At 65.5% G+C, this 22,639-nt stretch carries 18 protein-coding genes; 4 read left to right on the top strand and 14 right to left on the bottom strand.

Features of this window, described 5'->3' with window-relative positions; translation table 11 throughout:
• Nucleotides 1-246: 246 nt before the first annotated feature.
• From ACVWZA_RS13055 to ACVWZA_RS13035, 5 genes are all read right to left on the bottom strand, one after another.
• Nucleotides 247-2,106 (bottom strand): CocE/NonD family hydrolase, encoded by a 1,860-nt coding sequence (locus ACVWZA_RS13055; RefSeq protein WP_457311656.1) that lies wholly within the window; start codon nt 2,104-2,106, stop codon nt 247-249.
• A gap of 77 nt (nt 2,107-2,183) precedes the next feature.
• Nucleotides 2,184-3,152, bottom strand: coding sequence for a class II fructose-bisphosphatase (gene glpX, locus ACVWZA_RS13050; protein ID WP_457311655.1), 969 nt, complete (start codon nt 3,150-3,152; stop codon nt 2,184-2,186).
• A 79-nt stretch (nt 3,153-3,231) separates the two neighbouring features.
• On the bottom strand, nt 3,232-4,044 hold the full coding sequence (locus ACVWZA_RS13045) for a glutaminyl-peptide cyclotransferase (RefSeq protein ID WP_457311654.1): 813 nt from the start codon (nt 4,042-4,044) through the stop codon (nt 3,232-3,234).
• Nucleotides 4,044-4,871, bottom strand: coding sequence for a 2,3,4,5-tetrahydropyridine-2,6-dicarboxylate N-succinyltransferase (dapD, locus tag ACVWZA_RS13040; protein WP_457311653.1), 828 nt, complete (start codon nt 4,869-4,871; stop codon nt 4,044-4,046). The genes ACVWZA_RS13045 and dapD overlap by 1 nt, the downstream gene beginning before the upstream one ends.
• Entirely contained in the window at nt 4,868-5,533 is a 666-nt protein-coding gene (locus ACVWZA_RS13035) for a pyrimidine 5'-nucleotidase (protein WP_457311652.1), read from the bottom strand. Before ACVWZA_RS13035 ends, dapD begins: the two co-directional genes overlap by 4 nt.
• Nucleotides 5,534-5,789: 256 nt before the next feature.
• Between ACVWZA_RS13035 and ACVWZA_RS13030 the strand changes: the two genes are divergently transcribed.
• Nucleotides 5,790-6,788, top strand: a complete 999-nt coding sequence (locus ACVWZA_RS13030) for an LLM class flavin-dependent oxidoreductase (protein ID WP_457311651.1) — start codon at nt 5,790-5,792, stop codon at nt 6,786-6,788.
• 139 nt (nt 6,789-6,927) lie between these two features.
• On the opposite strand, the gene ACVWZA_RS13025 is transcribed toward ACVWZA_RS13030, so the two are convergent.
• The 3 genes from ACVWZA_RS13025 to ACVWZA_RS13015 all read right to left on the bottom strand — a co-directional run bounded on the left by ACVWZA_RS13025 (nt 6,928) and on the right by ACVWZA_RS13015 (nt 9,421).
• Nucleotides 6,928-8,235 (bottom strand): ATP-binding protein, encoded by a 1,308-nt coding sequence (locus ACVWZA_RS13025; RefSeq protein ID WP_457311665.1) that lies wholly within the window; start codon nt 8,233-8,235, stop codon nt 6,928-6,930.
• 192 nt (nt 8,236-8,427) lie between these two features.
• On the bottom strand, nt 8,428-9,093 hold the full coding sequence (locus ACVWZA_RS13020) for a response regulator transcription factor (protein WP_457311650.1): 666 nt from the start codon (nt 9,091-9,093) through the stop codon (nt 8,428-8,430).
• Nucleotides 9,094-9,124: 31 nt separating this feature from the next.
• Nucleotides 9,125-9,421, bottom strand: coding sequence for a hypothetical protein (locus ACVWZA_RS13015; protein ID WP_457311649.1), 297 nt, complete (start codon nt 9,419-9,421; stop codon nt 9,125-9,127).
• A gap of 170 nt (nt 9,422-9,591) precedes the next feature.
• On the opposite strand from ACVWZA_RS13015, the gene ACVWZA_RS13010 reads away from it, so the two are divergent.
• The gene (locus ACVWZA_RS13010; protein ID WP_457311648.1) at nt 9,592-11,385 is read left to right on the top strand and encodes an ABC-F family ATP-binding cassette domain-containing protein; all 1,794 of its coding nucleotides are present in this window, start codon (nt 9,592-9,594) and stop codon (nt 11,383-11,385) included.
• A 22-nt stretch (nt 11,386-11,407) separates the two neighbouring features.
• Here the strand turns inward: ACVWZA_RS13010 and ACVWZA_RS13005 are convergent, their stop codons facing one another.
• From ACVWZA_RS13005 to ACVWZA_RS12980, 6 genes are all read right to left on the bottom strand, one after another.
• A complete protein-coding gene (locus ACVWZA_RS13005) occupies nt 11,408-12,424 on the bottom strand; it encodes a sensor histidine kinase (RefSeq protein ID WP_457311647.1) in 1,017 nt (338 codons plus the stop codon).
• A 68-nt stretch (nt 12,425-12,492) separates the two neighbouring features.
• The gene (locus ACVWZA_RS13000; protein ID WP_457311646.1) at nt 12,493-13,308 is read right to left on the bottom strand and encodes a DUF815 domain-containing protein; all 816 of its coding nucleotides are present in this window, start codon (nt 13,306-13,308) and stop codon (nt 12,493-12,495) included.
• 31 nt (nt 13,309-13,339) lie between these two features.
• Entirely contained in the window at nt 13,340-15,394 is a 2,055-nt protein-coding gene (locus ACVWZA_RS12995) for a tetratricopeptide repeat protein (RefSeq protein WP_457311645.1), read from the bottom strand.
• Nucleotides 15,387-16,748, bottom strand: coding sequence for a PEP-CTERM-box response regulator transcription factor (gene prsR, locus ACVWZA_RS12990; RefSeq protein WP_457311644.1), 1,362 nt, complete (start codon nt 16,746-16,748; stop codon nt 15,387-15,389). The genes ACVWZA_RS12995 and prsR overlap by 8 nt, the downstream gene beginning before the upstream one ends.
• On the bottom strand, nt 16,745-18,802 hold the full coding sequence (prsK, locus tag ACVWZA_RS12985; RefSeq protein ID WP_457311664.1) for an XrtA/PEP-CTERM system histidine kinase PrsK: 2,058 nt from the start codon (nt 18,800-18,802) through the stop codon (nt 16,745-16,747). The genes prsR and prsK overlap by 4 nt, the downstream gene beginning before the upstream one ends.
• 12 nt (nt 18,803-18,814) lie before the next feature.
• Nucleotides 18,815-20,203: a TIGR03013 family XrtA/PEP-CTERM system glycosyltransferase gene (locus tag ACVWZA_RS12980; RefSeq protein ID WP_457311643.1), complete on the bottom strand. Its 1,389-nt coding sequence runs from the start codon at nt 20,201-20,203 to the stop codon at nt 18,815-18,817.
• A gap of 228 nt (nt 20,204-20,431) precedes the next feature.
• On the opposite strand from ACVWZA_RS12980, the gene ACVWZA_RS12975 reads away from it, so the two are divergent.
• Nucleotides 20,432-21,430: a mannose-1-phosphate guanylyltransferase gene (locus ACVWZA_RS12975; RefSeq protein ID WP_457311663.1), complete on the top strand. Its 999-nt coding sequence runs from the start codon at nt 20,432-20,434 to the stop codon at nt 21,428-21,430.
• A 234-nt stretch (nt 21,431-21,664) separates the two neighbouring features.
• Complete coding sequence (locus ACVWZA_RS12970) at nt 21,665-22,636, top strand: bifunctional helix-turn-helix transcriptional regulator/GNAT family N-acetyltransferase (protein ID WP_457311642.1); 972 nt, start codon at nt 21,665-21,667, stop codon at nt 22,634-22,636.
• The last annotated feature ends 3 nt before the right edge of the window (nt 22,637-22,639 follow it).

Genomic DNA, 22,639 nt, shown 5'->3' with positions numbered 1-22,639 from the left:
GGCGACATCGCCGCCGCGCCGGGGTGGGTGGCCACCCACCCCGGCGCTCAGTCGCTTCCAGCAGAAACGAGCCGTGCTCGTCTAGATACAAGGGGGTTCTTCCCAAGCGGAACATTGCTTGGCCCACCCCCTCCACCAGCTGCGTTGGTTCCCCCTCCCCGACACGGGGAGGATTTATTCGCCTAGCGTGGTGCGCTGCGATAAGCGCGGATGCAAGAACGTGCATGACGCGCGCCCTCCCGGGGCCTACTTGACGACCGGCAGCACCACCTTCGACCCAGCGCAAACGCTCTGCGTCGCCTTGACGAAATCGCCTGGCTTGGCGCGCGCGATGTTGGGCACGAAACTCTGCGGGTTGCGGTCGATCACCGGAAACCAGCTCGACTGGACCTGCACCATCAGCCGGTGCCCTTTGAGGAAGACATGGTCGTGGTCCTTGAGCGGCACGTCCCACGCCATCACCTTGCCCGGCACGAGCGGTTTCGGGTCGATGCCGCTGGCGAGGAACCGGCCGCGCCGTACCTCCATCGCGATCGGCAATTGATAACCGCCCAGTTGCTGTGTGTAGCCGCCCAGCGGCGCGCTATTGTCGAACGGCGCATAATCGTCCGGCAGCACATCGATCAGCTTGACCACGAAATCGCTGTCGGTGCCGGTAGTCGCGGCCATCAGCTGGGCGACGATATTGCCGGTCACCGTGAGATTCTCAGGCAACGGCGCGCTGACATAACTCAGCACATCGGGCCGATGATCGACGAAGCGCTGGTCCTCCGCTTCCCACCAGCGCCATTCGGGGCGCGGATAGGTTTTCGAGATCGGGCGCGGACGGAACGGCACCGGATTGGCCGGGTCGGAGAGATAATCGCGGCACGCTTCCCCGGCGACCGGCGCGGTGAAGGACAGCGACCCGTCGGCATGGAGATAAAGGTCGGTCGCCGTGGCTTCGGCCGGCGGCCAGCTCCTATATTCTTTCCAGGCGTTCGATCCCGACTGGAAACTCTTCATTTCGAAATCCGGCCGCTGCCCTTTGCCGTGCAGCCAATAAGCGAAGAACGGCGCCTGGATCGTGTCGCGGAAATCCTTGCCGCTGTCGCCGCCAAGCGGCACGCGGCCGATCATCGACGTATTACCCTGCCACCCGCCATGCGCCCAGGGACCGGCGACCATCTGGCTGAGATGGTCGGGGTCGTTCTGTTTCTGCCGTGCATAGATTTGCCACGACCCCCATGGATCCTCCTGGTCCCAATAACCCGCGACGTTGAGCGTCGGCACGACCGTCTTGCCGAGCGAATCGGTCCAGCGCTGGTCGGTGTAGAAACTGTCGTGATTGGGGTGGTCGAGCAGTGCGGTGAACATCGGCGAGCGCCCCTTGAACTGCGCCTTGTCGATGCCCTCGGCGGTGCCCATGCGTAGGAACCAGTCATAGGTGTCGAGCGTGTCATATTCCGGGCCGACATCGTTGGTCTTGCTCAACTGGAGCGACCCGACCCAGTCGGTCGCGTAGCTCAGCCGGAGCGCACCATTGCGATGCAGATCGTCATTCTGCCAATAATCGATCCACGCCGCCTGTGGGCTCACCGCCTTCAGTGCGGGATGCGGCTTGGCCAGCGCGATCGCCGCGGCGAAACCCGGATAGGACACGCCCCACATGCCCACCTTGCCGTTGTTGGGCTTCACATTCTTCACCAGCCAGTCGACCGTGTCATAGGCATCGGTCGCTTCATCGACCGCCTTCGCACCTTTCTTGAGCGCGGTGGACAGGGTGAACACGCCATCCGATTTGAAGCGCCCGCGCATCGACTGGAAGACGAAGATATAACCGTCCTGCGCCATTGTCTGGAAAGACCCCGGTATGGCGGGAAGCGCGGCGTCGGGAACACCATAGGGCGTGCGCTGAAGCAGGATCGGCAGCGGCCCCTTGGCGTCGCGCAAGCGCAGGATCACGGTCTGCAGCTTCGCTCCGTCGCGCATCGGGATCATCACCTCCTCGAAGGTGAAGGGTGATTGGACCGCAGCCGTCGCGGCGGCCTGGGGGCGGGCCACGGCGAGAGGCGCAGCAATGGCGGCCGATACCGCCGCGATCGAAAGGAAGCCGCGAATTCGCATATGCATCACCCCAGATGTGAGCGGTGACTAAAGGCGCGCGGCTATTCCCTGTCAATTGAGCGGATCAACCATCGGCATCAGATGCGGTGTTCGCCCTTCACCCAGCGCACCGTGCCGGAACTGGCGCGCATCACCACGCTCTCGGTGGTCATCTTGCCGCCCTTGCGCTTGACCCCGGCGAGCAGCGACCCGTCGGTCACGCCGGTCGCGGCAAAGATGCAATCGCCCTTGGCCAACTCGGTCAGGTCATATTGCTTGTCGAGATCGGTCACGCCCCATTTCGCGGCGCGGGCACGCTCGTCGTCGTTGCGGAAGATCAACCGGCCCTTGAACTGACCGCCGACACAGCGCAGCGCCGCCGCCGCAAGCACACCCTCCGGCGCGCCGCCCGACCCCATATAGATGTCGATCGTGGTGTCGGGGTTGGTCGTCGCGATCACGCCCGCCACATCGCCGTCACCGATCAGCATGATGCCGACGCCGAGTCCGCGCAATTCGGCGATGAGCTTTTCATGGCGTGGCCGATCGAGCACGCAGGCAATGATCTGCGACGGATCGACGCCCTTGGCCGCGGCAACCGCCTTGATGTTCTCGGTCGGGCTGCGGTCGAGATCGATGATGCCGTCGGGATAGCCGGGGCCGACCGCGATCTTTTCCATATAGACGTCGGGCGCGTTGAGCAGCCCGCCCTCTTCCGCGATCGCCAGCACGGCGAGCGAATTGGGTCCGGCGGTGGCGCAGATCGTCGTGCCCTCAAGCGGGTCGAGCGCGATGTCGATCTTCGGCCCCTTGCCGATCGCCGACCCGACCTTTTCGCCGATGTAGAGCATCGGCGCCTCGTCACGTTCGCCTTCGCCGATCACCACGGTGCCGTCCATGTACAATTCGTTGAGCGCGGCGCGCATCGCCTCGACCGCGGCGGCATCGGCGGCTTTCTCGTCACCCCGCCCGACCAGCGTCGAAGCGGCGACCGCGGCCGCTTCGGTCACGCGAACCATTTCGAGCACGAGGACGCGGTCGAGGACCTTGCTGGCGGTGGTAGTCATGGAAATTCCCTCTAGAATCTTTGACCGCGCGGATAGGCGGCGCATGTTGCAATGTCGAGACAGGAGCGGTGGTCCTGCCTCAGCGCGATCGGCGCGCGCCCTTAGCCCGACCATCCTTTGCCCGAACATTCTTGGGTGGCGCGATCTCGAACAGATAGGGCCATTCCTTTCCGGTCACGAACAAGCGACGGCGCGCCTCGTCCCACGCAATGCCATTGGCGACCTGGTTCTGGCCGAACGCGCCGGCACGTTCGTGCAATGCCGAAAGGTCGATCCAACCGATGACATGGCCGCTTTTCGGGTCGATCCGCGCGATGCGGTCGGTGAGCCAGACATTGGCGAGAATCTCTCCCTCGACATATTCGAGCTCGTTAAGTTGCTCGATTGGCAGGCCGTTCGCGGTGACGCGCAGTGTGCGCCGCTGGCGAAAATTGCGCGGATCGAGAAAGCGCAGCGTCGATGTGCCGTCGGACATGATCAGGCTCGCGCCGTCCCCCGATCCCTCCGACGTCAGCGCCCATCCCTCACCTGGATAACGGAAGCTGCCGAGCTTCTTGAAACCGTTGATCGACCAGCGAAAGCCGATGCCGTTCTTCCAGGTCAGGCTGATGATCTGGCCGCCCCATGGGGCGATGCCTTCGCCGAACAAAGGTGGTTCCACCGCGACGCTCGACTGGACCTTGCCGCTGTCGAGTGCGACCTTGCGGATGCCCGAGCGCCCGACCTCGCCAGTGCTCTCATAGAGCACGCCGTCGAGATAGAAGAGGCCCTCGGTATAAGCGCGCGGGTCGTGCGGATAACTCCGCACCAGCCTTGCCGCCTCGACCGGCGCCTGTTGCGCCACGGCGGGGCCGGACGCGAGAAGTACCAGGGCGAGGAGCAGCGCGCGCATCAGTCGCGCAGCAATTCGTTGATGCTGGTCTTGGACCGCGTCTGCGCATCGACGCGCTTGACGATGACTGCGCAATACAGGCCGGGCTTGTCGCCGCCACCGCCGGTCGAACCCGGCACGACCACCGCATAGGGCGGCACTTCGCCGCGGAACACTTCGCCGGTCGCGCGGTCGATGATCTTGGTCGAGGCGCCGAGATAGACGCCCATCGACAGCACCGCGCCCTCACCCACGCGCACGCCCTCGGCGACTTCGGCGCGCGCGCCGACGAATGCGCCGTCGCCGATGATCACCGGATCGGCCTGAAGCGGCTCGAGCACCCCGCCAATGCCGGCGCCGCCCGAAACATGCACGCCCTTGCCGATCTGCGCGCAGCTGCCGACCGTCGCCCAGGCGTCGATCATCGACCCTTCGCCGACATAAGCGCCGATATTGACGAAGCTCGGCAACAACACCGCGCCCTTGCCGACGAACGCGCCGCGCCGGACGATCGCGCCCTGCACCGCGCGGAAACCGGCGTTGCGGAATTCGGCTTCGCCCCAGCCGCTGAACTTGGACGGCACCTTGTCCCACCAATTGCCGTCGGCCGGGCCATTCGACATCAGCACGTTATCGTTGAGGCGGAACGACAGCAGCACCGCTTTCTTGAGCCATTGGTTGACCCGCCAGCCACCCGCGCCATCGGGCTCGGCGACGCGCGCGGAGCCGGCATCGAGCATCGCCAGCGCTTCCTCGACCGCCTTGGGTACCGCGCCGACCGTGGTGAAGCCGAGATTGTCGCGATCGTCCCAGCCGGCCTCGATCACGGATTGCAGATGGTCGGTCATTGGGCCTCCAGAACGGCTTGCAGCCAGTGCGTGATGTCGTGGGTGGTGAAATCAATATAGCTGCGATCGGTGTCGATGGTCTGCTCCGATCCGTTATCGACCCATACCGTGGTCATGCCGATCGCCTTGGCCGGCGCGAGGTTGCGCGCCATGTCCTCGACGAACAGGGACTGCCTCGGATCAAGGTCGAATGCCGCGCACAGCCCGGCATAAGCGGAAGCCTGCGGCTTCGGCGCGAGGTCCATCGCGTGGATGTCGTGGATCGCCTCGAATGTCTCGCCCAGGCCGAGCCGGCCGAGCACCTTCGACGCATAAGGCGTATCGGCGTTGGTGAAGACCAGCTTGCGTCCCGGCAGCTTCGCGATCGCGGCGGCGAGCGGCGCGTTTTCCTCCAGCACATCCATCTCGATGTCATGGACGAAATCGAGGAATTCGTGCGGATCGACGCCATGTTCGGCCATCATCCCCGCAAGCGTGGTCCCGTGACCGTGGAAATAACCCTTCTGGATGCGCCGTGCCTCGACCAGATCGACGCCGAGACGCTGCGCGATATAGGCGCCCATCTTCACATCGATCCGGTCGAACAGCTTCGCGCTCGCCGGATAGAGCGTGTTGTCGAGATCGAAGATCCAGGTGAGGATATGGGAAAGGCGTGGGTCCATATGCGGAGGGGCTCTAGGCTGGCGACTGGCATGGGGCAAGGCGGCGCGCCGCTCGCTTGATGCGGCTGCCAAAGAATGTGCGTCCCCGGCGAAGACCTGGACCCAGTCCGGACACAGACGGTAACTGCTGCGGCGACCCACCACTTCTGCCTCCGCCGGGGACGCATCGTCGATTGAAAGCGATCACCAAACAAGTTCGGCATGCCGAAGAATTTCTAATCTGGCGAACCGCCCGCCCACTTCCCATCTCCGACCCATGACAGCCTATTCCCTGCTCGATCTCGTACCCGTCGTCGAAGGCGGCACCGTGTCCCAGGCGCTCGCCAACGCCGCCGATCTCGCACAGCATGCCGAAAAGCTCGGCTTCAGCCGTTACTGGACGGCCGAGCATCACGGCATGACCGGCATCGCCAGCGCCGCGACGTCGGTGGTGATCGGGCATGTCGCCGCGGCGACCAGCACGATCCGCGTCGGCGCCGGCGGGATCATGCTGCCCAATCATGCGCCGTTGGTGATCGCCGAACAGTTCGGCACGCTCGATGCGTTGTTTCCCGGACGGATCGACCTCGGCCTCGGCCGCGCTCCCGGATCGGACCAGAAGGTCGCGCGCGCGATGCGGCGCACGCTGGAGACCGACTCCAACGCCTTCCCGCAGGACGTGCTCGAACTGCAAAGCTATTTCGCCGATGATGGAAAGACCGGGATCAGCGCGACGCCGGGCGCCGGCGCGAAAGTCGATCTGTGGATTCTCGGATCGAGCACGTTCGGTGCGCAGCTCGCTGCCGCACTCGGCCTGCCCTATGCCTTCGCGTCGCACTTCGCGCCCGACGCGCTGGATGCGGCGATCGCCATTTATCGCCGCGATTTCCGCCCTTCGGCGGCATTGGCGAAACCGCACGTCATGGCCGGCTTCAACATCTTCGCGGCGGACAGCGACGAAGAGGCCGAACTGCTCGCCAGTTCGCAGCAACAGGCCTTTGTTGCGCTGCGCACCGGCAATCCGGGCAAGATGAAGCCACCGCTCGCAGGCTATCGCCAGTCGCTTGGGGCGCAAGGCGCGGCGATCCTCGATCACGTGCTGCAATGTTCGGCGGTAGGCAGCCCCGCCACGGTCGCGCGCGGCATCGCCGCGTTCGTCGAGCGCACCGGCGTCGACGAGATCATGGTGGCAAGCTCGATCTACGATCACGGCGCGCGCAAACGCAGCCTGGAGATCACCGCCAAGGTGATGCGCGAACTGAAAGTCGCGGCCTAATCCTCCCCGGCACGGGGAGGGGGACCGCGAGCGAAGCGATTGGTGGAGGGGGCGTGCCAAGCAGCGTAACGTGTGCGGCACGCCCCCTCCACCATTTGCTGAAGGAGCAAATGGTCCCCCTCCCCGGAACGGGGAGGAGCTAGTTCGCCGCGGGCAACCTCAGCCTGACCAGCAGGCCGCCGAGATCCTCGCTCTCTTCCAGCGACACTGTACCCTCGTAAATCTCCGCCACGTCGCGCACGATCGCCATGCCGAGGCCAGTGCCCGGCTTGCCCGAATCGAGCCGCACACCGCGATCGAAGATGCGGACGCGCTGCTCCTCCGGGATGCCCAAGCCGTCATCCTCGATCAGGAATTCGACAAAGCCCGAATGCTGGCCGACCGTCACGAACACGCTGCCGCCACCATATTTGGCGGCGTTCTCGATCAGATTGCCGAGCATCTCGTCGAGATCCTGGCGCTCGACATGGACTTGCAGCGTCTTCGGGCCGGCGATGTCGATGCGGACATGGCGATAGAGCCGGGCCACCGCGCGTTCGACCGATTCGAGGCTCGGCCAGACATCGGCGCGGCTGTGCGCCGAGCCGCGCCGGCCGACCGCGCGCGCACGGGCGAGATGATGGTCGACCTGGCGCCGCATCGTCCGGGCCTCGCGCACCACGGTCTCGCCGAGATCGTCGGCCTGCGCCGTCGCGGCGTTCATGATCACCGTCAGCGGCGTCTTCAATGCATGGGCAAGGTTGCCGGCATGGCGGCGCGCTTCCTCGGCCTGGCGTTCGTTATGCGCGATCAGACCGTTCAGTTCCTCGACCATCGGCGCGACCTCGATCGGCATCGCGCGCTCGATCTGGCGCGATTTGCCGGCACGCATCCGCGCAATCTCCTCGCGCACCTTACGCAGCGGCCATAGCCCGTAAAAGGTCTGAAGCGCGGCCATCACCAGCAAGCCGACGCCAAGCAGCACGAAGCTGCGCACCAGTGTCCGCCGCAGCGCACTGATCTGTGCGTCAAGCCCTTCGCGGGTCTGTGCGACCTGGAAACGCCAGCGGATCGGCGATCCCGGCAGCGTCACATCGCGTTCGAGGATGCGCAGTTTTTGGCCGTTGAGCTGAATGCTATCGTAGCTATGGATCCCGAGATCGGTGTGCTGCGAGCCGAAGGCAAGACGACCATCCCAGAGCGACTGCGATGCGAAATCCTCGCGCCCTTTGGTGCTGACCTGCCAGTAGAGTCCCGAATAGGGTTCGAGAAAACGCTGATCGGCTGGTTCGCGGTTGAACACCACCTCGCCGTCTGGATCGATCTCGGCCGTAACGATCAGCGCAGTCAGCACATATCCCAGCTGGTCGTCGAAATTGCGCGTGATCGCGGAGGACAGCACACGATCGAGCGCAAAGCCGCCGCCGGTGAGCAGCAGCAGGATCCACACCGCGGCGATCAGGATCATCCTCCGGCTGAGCGAACCGGTGGTGCGGACATAACCGCGCCCGAGCGGGGTTTCGGATTCCTCGGCAACGACAGCCGGGATTTTGGGCGTTTCCGCCACCAATTCCGTCATCCCCGCGAAAGCGGGGATCCCGCTCCCTTTCGAACGTCCAACAGAAGCGGGACCCCCGCTTTCGCGGGGGTGACGGAATGGTTACGCATCGGGATCTTCGAGGCTGTAACCCAGGCCCCGGATCGTGGTGATCACATCCTGGCCGAGCTTCTTGCGGATGCGCGTCACGAACACTTCGATGGTGTTCGAATCACGGTCGAAATCCTGGTCGTAGATATGTTCGATCAGCTCGGTCCGGCTGACCACCTTGCCCTTGTGATGGAGCAGATAGCTGAGCAATTTATATTCCTGCGCGGTCAGCTTGACCGGCTCGCCGGCCAGCGTGACCTTGCCCGAGCGCGTATCGAGCCGAACATCGCCCGCATTCAGTTCCGACGAGGCATTGCCCGATGCACGGCGGATCAGCGCGCGGAGGCGAGCAATCAGTTCCTCCGACTGGAACGGCTTGGCGACATAATCATCGGCACCGGCGTCGAGCCCGGCGACCTTGTCCGACCAGCTGTCGCGCGCCGTCAGCACCAGCACCGGCGCGGTGCGGCCTTCCTTGCGCCAGCGATCGAGCACGGTCAGCCCGTCGATCTCGGGCAGGCCGAGATCAAGCACGATCGCGTCGTAATTCTCGGTCGAACCCATGAAGTGCCCCTCCTCGCCATCGGTGGCGAGGTCGATCGCATAGCCTGCGCCTTCCAGCGTGTTCTTGAGCTGCTGGCCGAGATTGGGTTCGTCTTCGACGATCAGGACGCGCATTATTTTTCCCCTCCAGCCACCAAAAGGCGGATCATTTACCGGTACGGCCCATGACGCGGCCCGACTGGCCATCGACTTCGACCCAGATGACAGTCCCATCGCGCAGGAATTTCAGCGTGTAAATGCCGCTGAGCGAATCGAGCTCGACACCGAGATATTGCGCACCGCGCATCTGCGGCACGACGCGTCGCTCGATCTCGTGCAGCGGCAGCAATCTGCCCTTCCTGACCTGATCGAACGCCTCGGCCTGATCGCCACGGCGTTGCGCGGGATCGGCGACGGCCGGGCCGCCGGCGGCAAACATGCACAAAGCAAGTGATACGAACATCTTCATCTGCCTCGCATAGGGAGACGGGCTTGAACAGCCTGTGAATGCGGCCGTTATCGTTGCGACAGGCAAGCCCGACTTGCCCGCCACCGGCGTCCTCCCTACAGCCCCCTGCAAATGACCGTTCGTGCCGGCACTTCAGGGCACACGGCGAAAATTCCAGGACATCCATGGCAGCCCCAATTCTCGCATTCGAAAATCTCGGCATCATTCAGGGATCGGGGTGGCTGTTCCGCGGCCTCGACGTGCATATCCAGCCGCGTGATCGGCTTGCGCTGATCGGACGCAACGGCGCGGGCAAGACCACCTTGCTGAAACTGATCGCCGGCGCGATCGAAGCCGATGAAGGCCGGCGCACGATTCAGCCGGGCACGCGTGTCATCCTGCTCGAACAGGAACCGGATCTGCGCGCCCATGCGACATTGCTCGATTATGTCCTGCACGGCGAGGGCGAACGCGAGGGGGCGCCCCTGCCCTATGAGGCGGACGCGATCGCCGATCAGCTCGGCATCGACCTGTCGCGCGACGCGGCGAGCGCGAGCGGCGGGGAACGGCGGCGCGCGGCGATCGTGCGTGCGCTGGCGCTCAACCCCGATGTGCTGCTGCTCGACGAGCCGACCAACCATCTCGACATCGCGGCGATCGACTGGCTCGAGGATTGGCTGAGCCGTTACCGCGGCGCGTTCATCGCGATCAGCCATGATCGAACCTTCCTGACCCGCCTGACCAAGCAGACCTTGTGGCTCGATCGCGGCTCGGTGCGCCGCGCGGAAATCGGTTTCGGCGGGTTCGAGGCATGGACCGAACAAGTCTATGCCGAGGAAGCGCGCAATGCCGAAAAGCTCGACGCGCGATTGAAGCTGGAGGAGCATTGGCTGCTGCGCGGCGTCACCGGGCGGCGCAAGCGCAACCAGGGCCGGCTGACCAAGCTGCACGAGATGCGTGCCACGCGCGCGGCGATGATGGGCCCGCCGGGCACCGCCAATCTGTCGATCGGCACCGACGATGCGCGCACCAAGATGGTGATCGACGTCAAGGCGGTATCGAAATCCTTCGGGGACCGCCCGATCATCAAGGATCTGACCTTGCGCGTCATGCGCGGTGACCGGATCGGCATCGTCGGTGCGAACGGCGCGGGCAAGACCACGTTGCTCAAGCTGCTGACCGGCGAACTGGCACCCGATTCGGGGCATATCCGCCTCGCCAAGACGCTCGACCGCATCGTCATCGACCAGCAGCGCAGCCTGATGGCGCCGGAAAAGACGGTGCGCGAAGTGCTCGCCGATGGCGGCGACTGGATCGAGGTTCAGGGCATCAAGAAGCACATCATCGGTTATCTGAAGGAGTTCCTGTTCGAACCCGGCCTGGTCGATGCGCAGATCGGCACGCTGTCGGGTGGCGAACGATCGCGGCTACTGCTCGCACGCGAATTCGCCCGGCCGTCGAACCTGCTGGTACTGGATGAGCCGACCAACGATCTCGACTTGGAAACGCTCGACCTGCTGCAGGAAGTGATCGGCGATTATGACGGCACCGTGCTGATCGTCAGCCATGATCGCGATTTCCTCGACCGTACGGTGACGATCACGCTCGGGCTCGACGGGTCGGGCACGGTCGATGTCGTCGCGGGCGGATATGAGGATTGGGAAAAGCGTCGCCGCCTGCGCGTCAGCGGCGGCAAGCGGCCCAACCCGCGCAAGGTCGAACCGACCGCGCCGCCTGCGCCAAAGGTCAAGCTGACGTACAAGGACCAGCGCGACTACGATATCCTGCCCAAGCGGATCGAGGAGATCGAGGCCGCGATCAAGCGCGACGAGGCGACGCTCGCCGACCCCGCGCTCTATTCGCGCGATCTTCCGAAATTCGAACTGCTGACCAGAGTGATCGACAAAGCGCGCGCGGAAAAGGAAGCGGCGGAGCTCCGCTGGCTCGAACTCGCCGAGCAGGTCGAGGGGCTGCGCTAACCTGGACCGCCGCCGTGGCGCACTAAGCGCTCAACTCCAGCGTCACGCGCGTGCCGGTGCGATCGCTATCGGTCCTGATCGCACCACCGGCCTGCCGCGCGAACGCTTCGATCAGGCGGCCGCCCAGGCCGTTGTCGCGACCGGTAACAACCGGCGCCTCGGGCAGGCCGACACCGTCGTCGGACACGCTGACGATCCAGCCACCACCGCTGCCATTGCGGAACGTCACCAGGATCGCGCCGATATCGCGGCCGGGAAAGGCATGCTTGGCGGCGTTGGTGACGAGTTCGTTGACGACCAGTCCGATCGACACCGCGCGGTCGCGCGGCACCGATGCTTCGTCGGTGTCGCAGGACAGCGTGATGCCGCCGCGCAGGAACAATGCCTCCGACAGCGCCGTGCACAGGTCGCCCAGATAATCGCGCATCTCGACCATGCCCGGCTGGTCGCCACCGCGATAGAGATGACGATGCGCGCGCGCGATGCTGTCGATGCGCATCTGCGCCACGCCAAGCGCTTCCGCCGTCGCCGGGTCGGACGCGCGGCGTTTCTGCATGTCGAGCAGGCCCGCGACGATCGCGAAATTATTCTTCATCCGGTGGTCGAATTCGGCGAGGAACAGGTCGCGATCCGCAATCTCGCGGTCGCGCTCCTGCGTCGCGTGGCGCGCGGAGCGACGGAATAGTTCGGCGACCGCGATGGTGATGATCGCGGTAACGGTGACGACACCGACAGCGAACGCCCCGGTGCTGTCCTCGAACCGGAACGAATTGCGCACCGGGTAGAGATAATACCAGGTATACAGGATCATGATCGTCGCGGTCACCGTGCCCGCAAGCGCTCGCGCGAACAGCGTGGCGAGCATGATCGCCGGATAGATCAGCGCGAACGGTGCCGCGCCGCCCGCGATCAGGTCGAAACCGAGACGCAGGATGCGCGCCGCGCCCGCCGCGATCAGCCCGACGGCAATTTGCGTCACCCAGACCGGAATGGTCGGCGAGAGACGATCACAAAGGTCGAGTTCGCCGATACGAGCCATGCCGCGGAAACAGCAATGGCATGCGGATCAAGTCAAGCCGCGTTGGCCAACAACCTGATCCAAATCAGTCACAATCGCAACGACCGCCCGTTCCGGCCGGCAAGATCGACGATGTAATGCCATGCCACGCGCCCCGAACGGCTGCCGCGCCGCGTCGCCCAGCCAACCGCGTCGACCGCGTCGAACGGCAGGTCATAGGCATCGGTATACCCTTGCACCATCGCGAGATAACCGTCCTGATCGACGACATGGAAACCCAGGCCCAGCCCGAACCGGTCGGCCAGCGCGAGATTGTCGTCGACCGCATCGCGCGGGTTGATCGCGCTATCCTGTTCGGCGATGTCGCGCGGCACAAGGTGGCGGCGGTTGGAGGTCACGATCAGCCGCGCATTGGCCGGCCGCGCTTCCGCCCCGCCCTGCAGCATCGACCGCAGCGCACGCGCATCGCTGGCGGCATTGAAACCGAGGTCGTCGATGAACAGGACGAAGGCGCGCGGCACCGGCGCGATCGCCGCGAACAAGGCGGGCAGCGTATCGAGCAGCGTGGTGACCACTTCGATCAGCGCGAGCGGCTTGCCCTCTTCCTGAATCGCGGCGACCGCGCTTTTGACCAGAGCCGATTTGCCTGTGCCGCGCGCGCCCCATAGCAGCACGTCATGCGCCGCCTGCCCCTGGGCGAGGCGATCGAGATTGGCGACCAGCGTCGTCTTTTGCGTATCGATTCCGTGCAGCTGATCGATCGGCAGCGCCGCGAAGTCGCGCGCCGCCGCCAGCGCGACACCGCGCCACAAATAGGCCGGATGAGCCAGCGGATCGGCCGGCACCGGCGCGGGCGGCGCGATGCGGTCTAGTGCGGCGGCGATACGGTCGAGCGGGTCGGTCATCCCTCCCCTTAGTCCGCACGGGGCAAGCGGATCAAATCGTCTTCAACAACGCGGCGGCCGCATCGCGGTCCTCGAAGGTCGGATCGGTCAGCGCCGCGACGATCTGCCCGCGCGCATCGGCGCCGCGGCCGAGTTCGGCATAGACCTGGCCGAGATGCCAGCGCAGCATCGCATGTTCGGGCGCGATCGCGACCGCCTTTTCGAACAATTGCGCCGCGGCACCATTGTTGCCGCTTTGATAAAGCGCCCAGCCATAGGCATCGGTCGCCGCCGGATTGAGCGGCGCAAGGCGATAGGCCGCCTTCGCATAGGACAGGCCGGCCGCATCGTCGTCGTCACCGAGATAGGCATAGGCCAGTTCGGTGAGCAGCGCGGCGTCGCGGTTGCCGACGCGCTGGCGCAGGCCCTCCAGCGTTTCAATCGCGGCGGCGAATTCGCCCGACGCGATCTGCCAATGCGCGGCGAGACGCTGGCCGGCGATGTTCTGCGGATTCTGCGACAGGAACAGCGCGAGCACGTTCGACGCTTCGGGCCGGTGGCCGGCACGGTCGAGCGCATCGACCGTGCGCAACATGGTCGGTTCGTCGAAGCGGATATCGGCGGCGCGGCGATACGCGACCGCGGCCTCGCCATAGCGCTTCATCACCATCTGCATGTCGCCGACCGCGAGCCAGGCGGCGGGCGCGCCGGGCGAAAGCCGGGTCAGCGCGCGTGCCTGATCGAGCGCCTGGCCGTTATCGCCGGCATCGACCAGCGCGCGCAGGAACACCATGCGGCGCACCGGATCGTCGGGATTGTCGTTAGCGAGCCCGCCGAGCACGGCCAGGCTGTCGTCGGTGCCGAACGGAGCGGACACATCGCGCGCCGGAAACGCCGCCCGGTCGAGGAACTTGCCGGCCCAGTCACGTTCGCCGGTGCGCTCGAACGCGCGCCCGACCAGTGTCAGCGTATAGCTATCCGCATCGAAGCGCAGCGCCACCGGCCGCAACACATCGAGCGCGCCCTGCGCATCGCCCGAGCGCAACATCGCCGCGCCGAGCAAGCGACGCGCGGTGATGTTCATCGGCTGGCGGCCGACCAGTTCGCGCCATTTGTTGATCGCCTGTTCATAACCGCCCGCCTGGTAATCGAGCGTCCCTTCGAGCAGCAGCGCGCCGGGCAGGCCGCCAAGCGCACCGCCGGTACGCTGCATCAGCGTGCGGGCGAGGTCGTAATTGCCCGCGCGCGCGGCAAGCACTGCCTGGAGATAGAATGCCTGCGCGCTGTCGGGTCGCGACGCGAGCGCGCGGCGGGTGGCGTCGAGCATATCGCCATAACGCCCGGCATCGCCGAGGGTGGAGGCATATTCGATCAGCGCCGGGTGATAATAGGCATCGCGCGCCAGTGCCGCCTCGAACCAGGGCAGCGCCGCGACCAGGCCATATTGGGTCCGCACCAGTTCGCCGCGCAAGGTCAGCGCCTCGATATTGGCGGGGTCGAGCTCGGTCGCTTTGATCGCCGCGTCGATCGCGCCGGCGACATCACCCGAATTATAGCGCACCCGGCCGAGATCCGACCACGCCGCGCTATCCTTGGGTGCAATCGAGAGAAGATTGGCGAGCGCGCGCTGCGCACCGGGCAGGTCACCCTGCGCGGCCAGCGCGCGCGCACCGACGCGGACCGCATAACCGGCGAAACGCGGCTGCGCTTTCGCCGCGGTCGTCGCCGCGCGCTTGGCATCGCCCTGCAGCAGATAGGCATGGGCGTAGAGCTGTTGCGCGCGGTTGGCGTCGAACCCGGCCGCCTTGGCGCGGTCGAGTTCGGCTTCGGCGCCGAGGCCGTCGCCGAGCGACAGGAAAGCGCGCGCCAGCACGGCATGGGCAAGACCCCAATTGGGATCCTGCTTGATCGCCGCCTGGGCATGGCTACGCGCCGCGCTGATGTTGCCGGTCTCGAGCATCGCCAGGCTCCTGGCGATCGACAACCGCGCGGTCCCGGCATCGGCACGGGCCGGGATGGTCGCGGCCAGTGTGAACAAACCGGCGGAAACGATCGCGGCACCGCTCGCGAGGAGTGCACCGATCGTGGCGTCAAAGGGCTTAGGCATGGAGGTCATAGCTCTTCAAAAGATCGTAAAGGGTGGGGCGGCTCACCCCTAGCAGCTTGGCGGTATTGGAAATGTTACCATCGGCGCGGGCCAGCGCGTGGCGGATCGCCTTGCGGTCGGCGACTTCGCGCACGCTGCGCAGGTTGAGCGGTACATCCTCGGCATCGCCGGCCAGGTCGAGATCGGCGGCGGTGACCAGCTTGCCTTCGGCCATGATCACCGCGCGCTTCATGCGGTTTTCCAGCTCGCGGACATTGCCCGGCCAGCCCCATCCGTCGATCGCGGCGCGTGCATCGGGCGACAGGCCGGTGACCGCGCTGTGCATCGTCTTGGCGTATTTCTTCAGGAAATGCTGCGCGAGCAGGCCGGCATCGCCGCTGCGCTCGGCGAGCGACGGGATGCGCACCACAATCTCCGCCAGGCGGTAATAGAGATCCTCGCGGAAACGCCCGTCGGCGATCATCGCATCGATATCCTGATGCGTCGCACAGACGATGCGCGTGTCGACCGCAATGGGTTTGCGCCCGCCGATCCGCTCGATCACGCGCTCCTGCAGGAAACGCAGCAACTTGACCTGCAGCGGCAACGGGATATCGCCGACCTCGTCGAGAAACAGCGTGCCTCCCTGGGCCAGTTCGATCTTGCCCTCGGTGGTCTTGACCGCGCCGGTAAAGGCGCCCTTTTCATGACCGAACAATTCGCTTTCCAGCAATGTCTCGGGGATCGCCGCGCAATTGATCGCGACGAACGCGCCTTTCCGGCGCGGGCTCGAATCATGCACGCCACGCGCGAGCAATTCCTTGCCCGTGCCGCTCGCACCAAGCAGCATGACCGACACATCGGCCCCGGCGACACGTTCGATCGTGCGCGTGACCTTGAGCATCTCAGGCGAAGCGGTGATCATCCCGCCCAGCGCGGTGGTGCCCGAACGGTCGGAGAGGTGGCGATTCTCCGTCTCCAGCGCATGGACGTGGAAAGCGCGCGCGACGATCAGGCCGAGCGCGTCGATATCGATCGGCTTGGCATAGAAATCCCAGGCGCCATCGGCGATCGCACGCAACGCGCTTTCGCGCGCGCCATGCCCGGAGGCGACGATGACCTTGGTATCGGGCTTGAGCGTCAGGATCGCCTGCAACGTCGCGAAACCCTCGGTCGTGCCGTCCGGATCGGGCGGCAGGCCGAGATCGAGCGTGACGACATCGGGTTCCTCGGCGCGCACCGCGTCGAGCGCGCTGGCACGGTCCGACGCGACGACCACGTCATAATCCTCATATGCCCAGCGCAACTGACGCTGCAGCCCGACATCGTCCTCGACGATCAGCAGCTTGGGACGGGGTGCGGTTGGGCTGGTCATGCCGCTTGCTCCATTGATCGGGTTCGGGCGGGCGACAGAGTCACGCGGAAGCGGGTGCCCTCGCCTTCGCGGCTGGTCACCGCGACCCCGCCGCCCATCGCCTGGGCAAGCTGCCGCGCCTCGAATGCGCCGATGCCGAAGCCGCCGGGCTTGGACGACACGAACGGCCTGAACAGCTTGTCGCGGATAAAGGCGGGCGACATGCCGCAGCCCCGGTCGATCACGTCGATCACGACATGTTCGGCATCGGCGGAAACCGCGATGGTCACCGGTTCGGCGAACGGGCTCGCCTCGATCGCGTTCTGCAACAGGTGACCGAGCAATTGTTCGAGCCGTGCCGGATCGGCCTGGGCCAGCCCCGGCCCCTCGCCGATCACCGCGACCGGATGCTGCGCGCGGCGGCGCGCGGCGACGCGTTCGACCAGCGGCATCAGTTCGACCGGGCGGAGTTCCTCGGCCCGGGCGCTGTGATGCTGCGACAGGCGCGCGAGCAGATCATTCATCCGCCCCGCCGAATCCTGCAGCGTCGCGACCATATCGACGCGGAACTCGGGATTGTCGGCATGGCGTTCGGCGTTGCGCGCGACAAGGGTCAACTGGCTCACCAGATTCTTGATATCGTGAAGGATGAAGGCGAAGCGGCGATTGAATTCGTCGAAGCGCTCGACATCGGCCAGCGCCTCCTGCGCGCGCGCTTCGGCAAGGTAGCTTGCGGCCTGGCGCCCGGCGATGCGCAACAGGTCGAAATCCTCCCAGTCGAGCGCACGGTCGACCGGCGGCCGGGCAAGCAGGATCGCGCCCTGCAACCGGTCGAGATGGACCAGCGGCACCAGCGCCCAGGCCGTGTTGGTGTCGAGCATCCATTGCGGCACGCTGGCCGCTTCGGCGCCGGCGGCGGCGTCGTTGCGGGTCATGTCGAGTTCGACGATCCGCCCGCTGGCGACGAGGTAACGCGCCAGCACATCGTCGCCACCCGACACGGGCAGCCCATCACGCTCCCATTGCCACGCCGCGCCGATGCCCAGCCCGGCGCCGTCGGGCACGAGCAACAACCCGGCGGGCGAATCGGTCAGGTCGGCGACCGCCTTGACGATGCGCTGGTCGAGCGGCGCCGCGTCCTCGGGCTTGCCCAGCGTGTCGGTGAAGCGGGTCCATTCGGCGCGATAATCATAGCGGTGATTGAACAGATGCTTGGCCAGCTTCACCTTCGCCCAGGCCTTGAGCCAGGGGGAGGAAACCAGGGTCAGCGTAGTGGCGGCCGATCCGAGCACGAAGGCGGTCTGCGTGATGCGCACATAAGCGCCACCGAACGCCCCGATCAGGGTGGTGATCAGCACCATCGTTACCAGCCACAAGACGGTCGCGGCGAGCGACAGCGATTGCCACGCGACGGTACGCGACAATTTCAGCGTCCAGTCGCCATTGCGCATCACCGCCAGCGCGAACAGCGGCGCGAGCAACGCCATCGCCACGCCACGCATCGCGACCAGCTCGACTCCCCAGCTCTTGGTCAGATAGGCGACGGCATGGATGGCCAGGTCGATGCACCACATCGCGGCAAGCGCGATGACCACCAGCCTGATGCCGCCGCGTGCACGGGGCGCGACCGCCGAATAGAGATGATGGACCAGGACCAGCGCGCTGACCGCGACCATCATGCGCAGCAACAGACGCGCCGATGCGATCGAGGTCGTCGCGATATCGGCCGGCGGCAAGGTCGCCTCCGCCACCGCCAGGCCGATGCTCGCCAACACGATCAGCACGACCACGCCGTAAAGGGTGATCACCGCCCCGCCCTGCGGTACGCTCGGGTCGCGCCGCACCAGCGCGAACATGAACGCGAGCCAGGAGAGGTTACGCAGGCTTTCGGCGACTCGCGCGGTTACGTCGCGCGGGTCGATTCCCGCCACCGCCAGCGCCCACAGCGCGGTCGCGGCCAGCGCGACGACGAAGGTCAGGCGCGGCAGCGCGGTCGCCGCGTCGCGCAGCTGCGACACAGCGAGCATACCGAAAAGCAATGCGGCGAGCGCATGGCCCCACAGGATGACGGTCATCGCCATCGACGACTACCGCGCGCCCTCGGGCCACAGCACGACGCGGATTGTCTGCAACAGGATCAATATGTCGAGAAACGGCGAATAATTCTTGGCGTAATACAGGTCGTATTCGAGCTTCTGCCGCGAATCCTCGATCGACGCGCCGTACGGATAATTGATCTGCGCCCAGCCGGTGATGCCCGGCTTCACCATGTGACGCTCGGCATAATAGGGCAGTTGCTGTTCGAGATCGTCGACGAATTGCGGGCGTTCGGGACGCGGGCCGACAAAGCTCATCTCGCCCTTCAGCACCGACCAGGTCTGCGGCAGTTCGTCGATCCGCACCTTGCGGATGAAACGGCCGATGCGGGTGATGCGCGGGTCGTCCTTTTCCGCCCATACCGCCTGGCCGCCAATCTCGGCATCCTGGCGCATCGAGCGCAATTTGATGCAATCGAACCCGACACTGTACAGGCCGACGCGGCGCTGGCGGTAGAAAGCCGGCCCCTTGCTCTCCAGCTTGATCGCGATCGCGGTGAGCACGATGATCGGCGCGGTCAGCGCGAGCAGCAACGCGCTGGCCGCGATGTCGAACAATCGCTTGAACAGACTCGACAGCATGCGACCGGAGGAGAAGCCGTCGGAGAAGATCAGCCAGCTCGGATTGACGCTCTGCAGGTCGACCCGGCCGGTTTCGCGTTCGAGGAAGGTCGATATCTCGTTGACATGGACGCCGGTGGTCTTGATCCGCAACAGATCCTTCAGCGGCAACGCGTTGCGTCGTTCCTCCAGCGCGAGCACGACTTCGCTGGCGTTGAGCAGCACGACATGGTCGGCGAGATTGTAGATCGCGTCGCGCGCGATCGCCTCGGGAATGACTCGCGCGGCTTCGCTCATCGAGACATAGCCGACCACCACGAAACCGGCGCCCGGCGTCGCGGCCAGAGCCTTTAATCGCGCCGCGCGCGCCCCCGCGCCGAGCACCACGACGCGGCGCTTGAACGCCTGCCCGCCGAACATCTTGCCGAGCAGGACGCGCAGGCTGATGAGCAGGACCATCGCCGCGCCCATCGAATAAAGCAGGTTCGAACGCCAGAAAGTGATCGCCGGCATCAGGAAGAAGATCACACTGAGGAAGATCACCCCGAGCGAAATCGCCACGACCAGCCGGGCCGAGGCGTAGCGCAGCGATTGCAGCGAGCTCGCGCCATAAACCCCGACCGCGATCATCGCGAGTTCGAGCGAGATGGCGAAGGTCAGCAATTGCGGGATGCGCGTATTGATCGGTTCGACGATCATCGCGATCTGGTTGGCGCGATAGGTCCAGCCGAACTCCGCAGCGACCAGCAGCAGCAGCATGTCGAACAGGCCGAGCAGCAGCACGGCATGCGGTATGTAATGCTTGAACAACCTGATCATCAGTCGCGCCTTACCAGTGGCCGTGTAAATTTTTCCGACACGTGCAACCGGCTGTCGCAGAAATTGACAAATAAAGGTTGAACGCCCGGGATCGCGCTTGATCGAGGACAGTTTGTCTGGTGCGTCCCCTGCCCTAAGGAGAGGCACCACAGGAGGATTCGAATGCCGCTTTCCAGACCGATCGTCCCTGTCATCCTTTCGGGCGGATCGGGCACGCGGCTGTGGCCGATGTCGCGGCCCGAGCGTCCCAAGCAGATGCTCGCGCTGACCGCCGAGGAAACCATGCTTCAACTGACCGCGAAGCGCGCGACCGGCGACCGCTTCGCCGCGCCGATCGTGGTTGCCAATGCGCGCCACGCCGACATGATCGACGAACAGCTGGACGCGGTCGCGGCGGGCGCACAGGCGGTGATCCTCGAACCCATGGGCCGCAACACCGCGCCCGCCATCGCGCTTGCCGCGATCGCCGCGGGCGGCGGGCCCGAGCCGTTGCTGATCATGCCGTCGGACCATGTCATCACCGACGTCGCCGCGTTCCATGCCGCGATCCACGCCGCGCTGCCGCTGGTCGAACAGGGCTGGCTGGTCACCTTCGGCATCGCGCCAGACGCGCCGGAAACCGGTTATGGCTGGATCCAGGTCGGCGAAGAGATCGCCGAAGGGGTCAACAAGGTCGCCAGCTTTGTCGAGAAGCCACCGCGCGACAAGGCCGAGGCGATGCTCGCGGCGGGCGACCATGCGTGGAACGGCGGCATCTTCCTGTTCCGCGCCGACATGTATCTCGGCGCGCTCGCATCCTTTGCCCCCGATATGCTGGACGCGGCGCAACGCGCGATGGACAAGGCGCGGCATGAGGGCAAGCGTATCTATCCCGATGCCGAGGCGTTCGCCGCCTCCCCCGCCGATTCGATCGATTATGCGGTGATGGAAAAGGCCGCGCGTGTCGCAGTCGTGCCGGTCGATATGGGCTGGAGCGACCTGGGCAGCTGGGATGCGCTCTATGCGCTCAGCGCCGATATCGATGGCCATGCCCATGCCGGCCATGACGGCGGCGAAGTCGTCGCGATCGACACCACCAATTGCCTGGTACGCAGCGACGGCGTGCGCATCGCGATCGTCGGGGTCGAGGATCTGATCGTCGTGGCAAGCGGCAACGACGTCCTGATCCTGCCGCGCGGCCGCAGCCAGGAGGTCAAGAAGCTGATCGATGCGATGAAGGACTCCTGATCCGCTGCTCATTGGCCGCCCCAAATACGCTTCCCTGGCGCGGGCCGGGGCCGAGTCGGACGGGCAGACGGTACGGGGCATATCGCTAATTATCTTCTGCTCCGACACTGGCCCCAGCCTGCGCTGGGGAAGCAATCTTATGCGCGAGAGAAGATGTGATCGCCCAAAACCTCAATAAGATTGCAATCGCATAACGCAGTATATAACATGCTATCGAGTTAATGGAGCGATGGCATGGCGAACGATGTCCTGAAGGAAATGGGCTATCTCTTCCTCGGCAGCCGGTTGAAGCGGCTCGCCGAACGGATGCAGGCCGATGTCGCGAGCATCGCCGAGCGCGCCGGGCTGGCGATCCAGCCGAGCCAATATCCGATCCTCGTCGCGCTCGACCGCTTCGGCACGTTGACCGTCGGCGCGCTGGCCGGGAAGCTGGGGCTGAGCCAGCCGGCGATCACGCGCAACCTGGCCAAGCTGGTCGAACTCGGCCTGATCGAGACGATCACCACGCCGGGCGACCAGCGCCGCCGGTCGCTGTCGCTGACCGATGCCGGCCATGACGCGCTGGCGCGATCGAAGCGCGAGGTCTGGCCGCATATCGACGCGGCGGTGCTCGAGCTTTGCGACGGGCTGGATGGACCGCTGATCGAGCAGATCGCCACCATCGAGGACGCACTCGAACGCCAGTCGCTCGAGCAGCGCGCGCTCGACGGGCCGGCATCGGGCCTCATGATCCGCGAATATTCCGACAAGTTGGCGCGCGATTTCCACGACATCAACGCCGAGTGGATCGCGTCGATGTTCCGCATCGAACAGACCGACCGCGAAGTGCTGGAAAACCCGCGCGCGCGGATCATCGATCCGGGCGGGGTGATCCTGTTCGTCGAAGCGAAGGGCCTGGGCATCGTCGGCACCTGCGCCCTCCAGAACACGGGGCAAAAGACCGGCGAGCGGCAATTCGAGCTGACCAAGATGGGCGTGCTCGAATCGGCGCGTGGCCGCAAGGCGGGCGAGTATCTGCTCGGCGCCATGCTACGCCGCGCGCGGCAAATGGAGGTGGAGATGCTCTACCTGCTGACCAGCGCGAAATGCGCCGCCGCGATCCATCTCTACGAGAAACTCGGCTTCGCGCACGACGCGGAGATCATGCGCGGCTTCGGCGCACGCTATGAACGCTGCGACGTGGCGATGCGGTACCGGGCGACGTGATAC

This window comes from Sphingomonas sp. UYAg733 (assembly GCF_054057355.1).
This window is presented reverse-complemented; position numbering and strand designations above follow the sequence as displayed.

What these genes read in the sequence shown, in the direction of transcription:
- ACVWZA_RS13055 (WP_457311656.1), bottom strand. Translation starts at nt 2,106, where the DNA reads ATGCGAATTCGCGGCTTCCTTTCGATCGCGGCGGTATCGGCCGCCATT.
- glpX (WP_457311655.1), bottom strand. Translation starts at nt 3,152, where the DNA reads ATGACTACCACCGCCAGCAAGGTCCTCGACCGCGTCCTCGTGCTCGAA.
- ACVWZA_RS13045 (WP_457311654.1), bottom strand. Translation starts at nt 4,044, where the DNA reads ATGCGCGCGCTGCTCCTCGCCCTGGTACTTCTCGCGTCCGGCCCCGCC.
- dapD (WP_457311653.1), bottom strand. Translation starts at nt 4,871, where the DNA reads ATGACCGACCATCTGCAATCCGTGATCGAGGCCGGCTGGGACGATCGC.
- ACVWZA_RS13035 (WP_457311652.1), bottom strand. Translation starts at nt 5,533, where the DNA reads ATGGACCCACGCCTTTCCCATATCCTCACCTGGATCTTCGATCTCGAC.
- ACVWZA_RS13030 (WP_457311651.1), top strand. Translation starts at nt 5,790, where the DNA reads ATGACAGCCTATTCCCTGCTCGATCTCGTACCCGTCGTCGAAGGCGGC.
- ACVWZA_RS13025 (WP_457311665.1), bottom strand. Translation starts at nt 8,235, where the DNA reads ATGATCCTGATCGCCGCGGTGTGGATCCTGCTGCTGCTCACCGGCGGC.
- ACVWZA_RS13020 (WP_457311650.1), bottom strand. Translation starts at nt 9,093, where the DNA reads ATGCGCGTCCTGATCGTCGAAGACGAACCCAATCTCGGCCAGCAGCTC.
- ACVWZA_RS13015 (WP_457311649.1), bottom strand. Translation starts at nt 9,421, where the DNA reads ATGTTCGTATCACTTGCTTTGTGCATGTTTGCCGCCGGCGGCCCGGCC.
- ACVWZA_RS13010 (WP_457311648.1), top strand. Translation starts at nt 9,592, where the DNA reads ATGGCAGCCCCAATTCTCGCATTCGAAAATCTCGGCATCATTCAGGGA.
- ACVWZA_RS13005 (WP_457311647.1), bottom strand. Translation starts at nt 12,424, where the DNA reads ATGGCTCGTATCGGCGAACTCGACCTTTGTGATCGTCTCTCGCCGACC.
- ACVWZA_RS13000 (WP_457311646.1), bottom strand. Translation starts at nt 13,308, where the DNA reads ATGACCGACCCGCTCGACCGTATCGCCGCCGCACTAGACCGCATCGCG.
- ACVWZA_RS12995 (WP_457311645.1), bottom strand. Translation starts at nt 15,394, where the DNA reads ATGCCTAAGCCCTTTGACGCCACGATCGGTGCACTCCTCGCGAGCGGT.
- prsR (WP_457311644.1), bottom strand. Translation starts at nt 16,748, where the DNA reads ATGACCAGCCCAACCGCACCCCGTCCCAAGCTGCTGATCGTCGAGGAC.
- prsK (WP_457311664.1), bottom strand. Translation starts at nt 18,802, where the DNA reads ATGACCGTCATCCTGTGGGGCCATGCGCTCGCCGCATTGCTTTTCGGT.
- ACVWZA_RS12980 (WP_457311643.1), bottom strand. Translation starts at nt 20,203, where the DNA reads ATGATCAGGTTGTTCAAGCATTACATACCGCATGCCGTGCTGCTGCTC.
- ACVWZA_RS12975 (WP_457311663.1), top strand. Translation starts at nt 20,432, where the DNA reads ATGTCGCGGCCCGAGCGTCCCAAGCAGATGCTCGCGCTGACCGCCGAG.
- ACVWZA_RS12970 (WP_457311642.1), top strand. Translation starts at nt 21,665, where the DNA reads ATGGCGAACGATGTCCTGAAGGAAATGGGCTATCTCTTCCTCGGCAGC.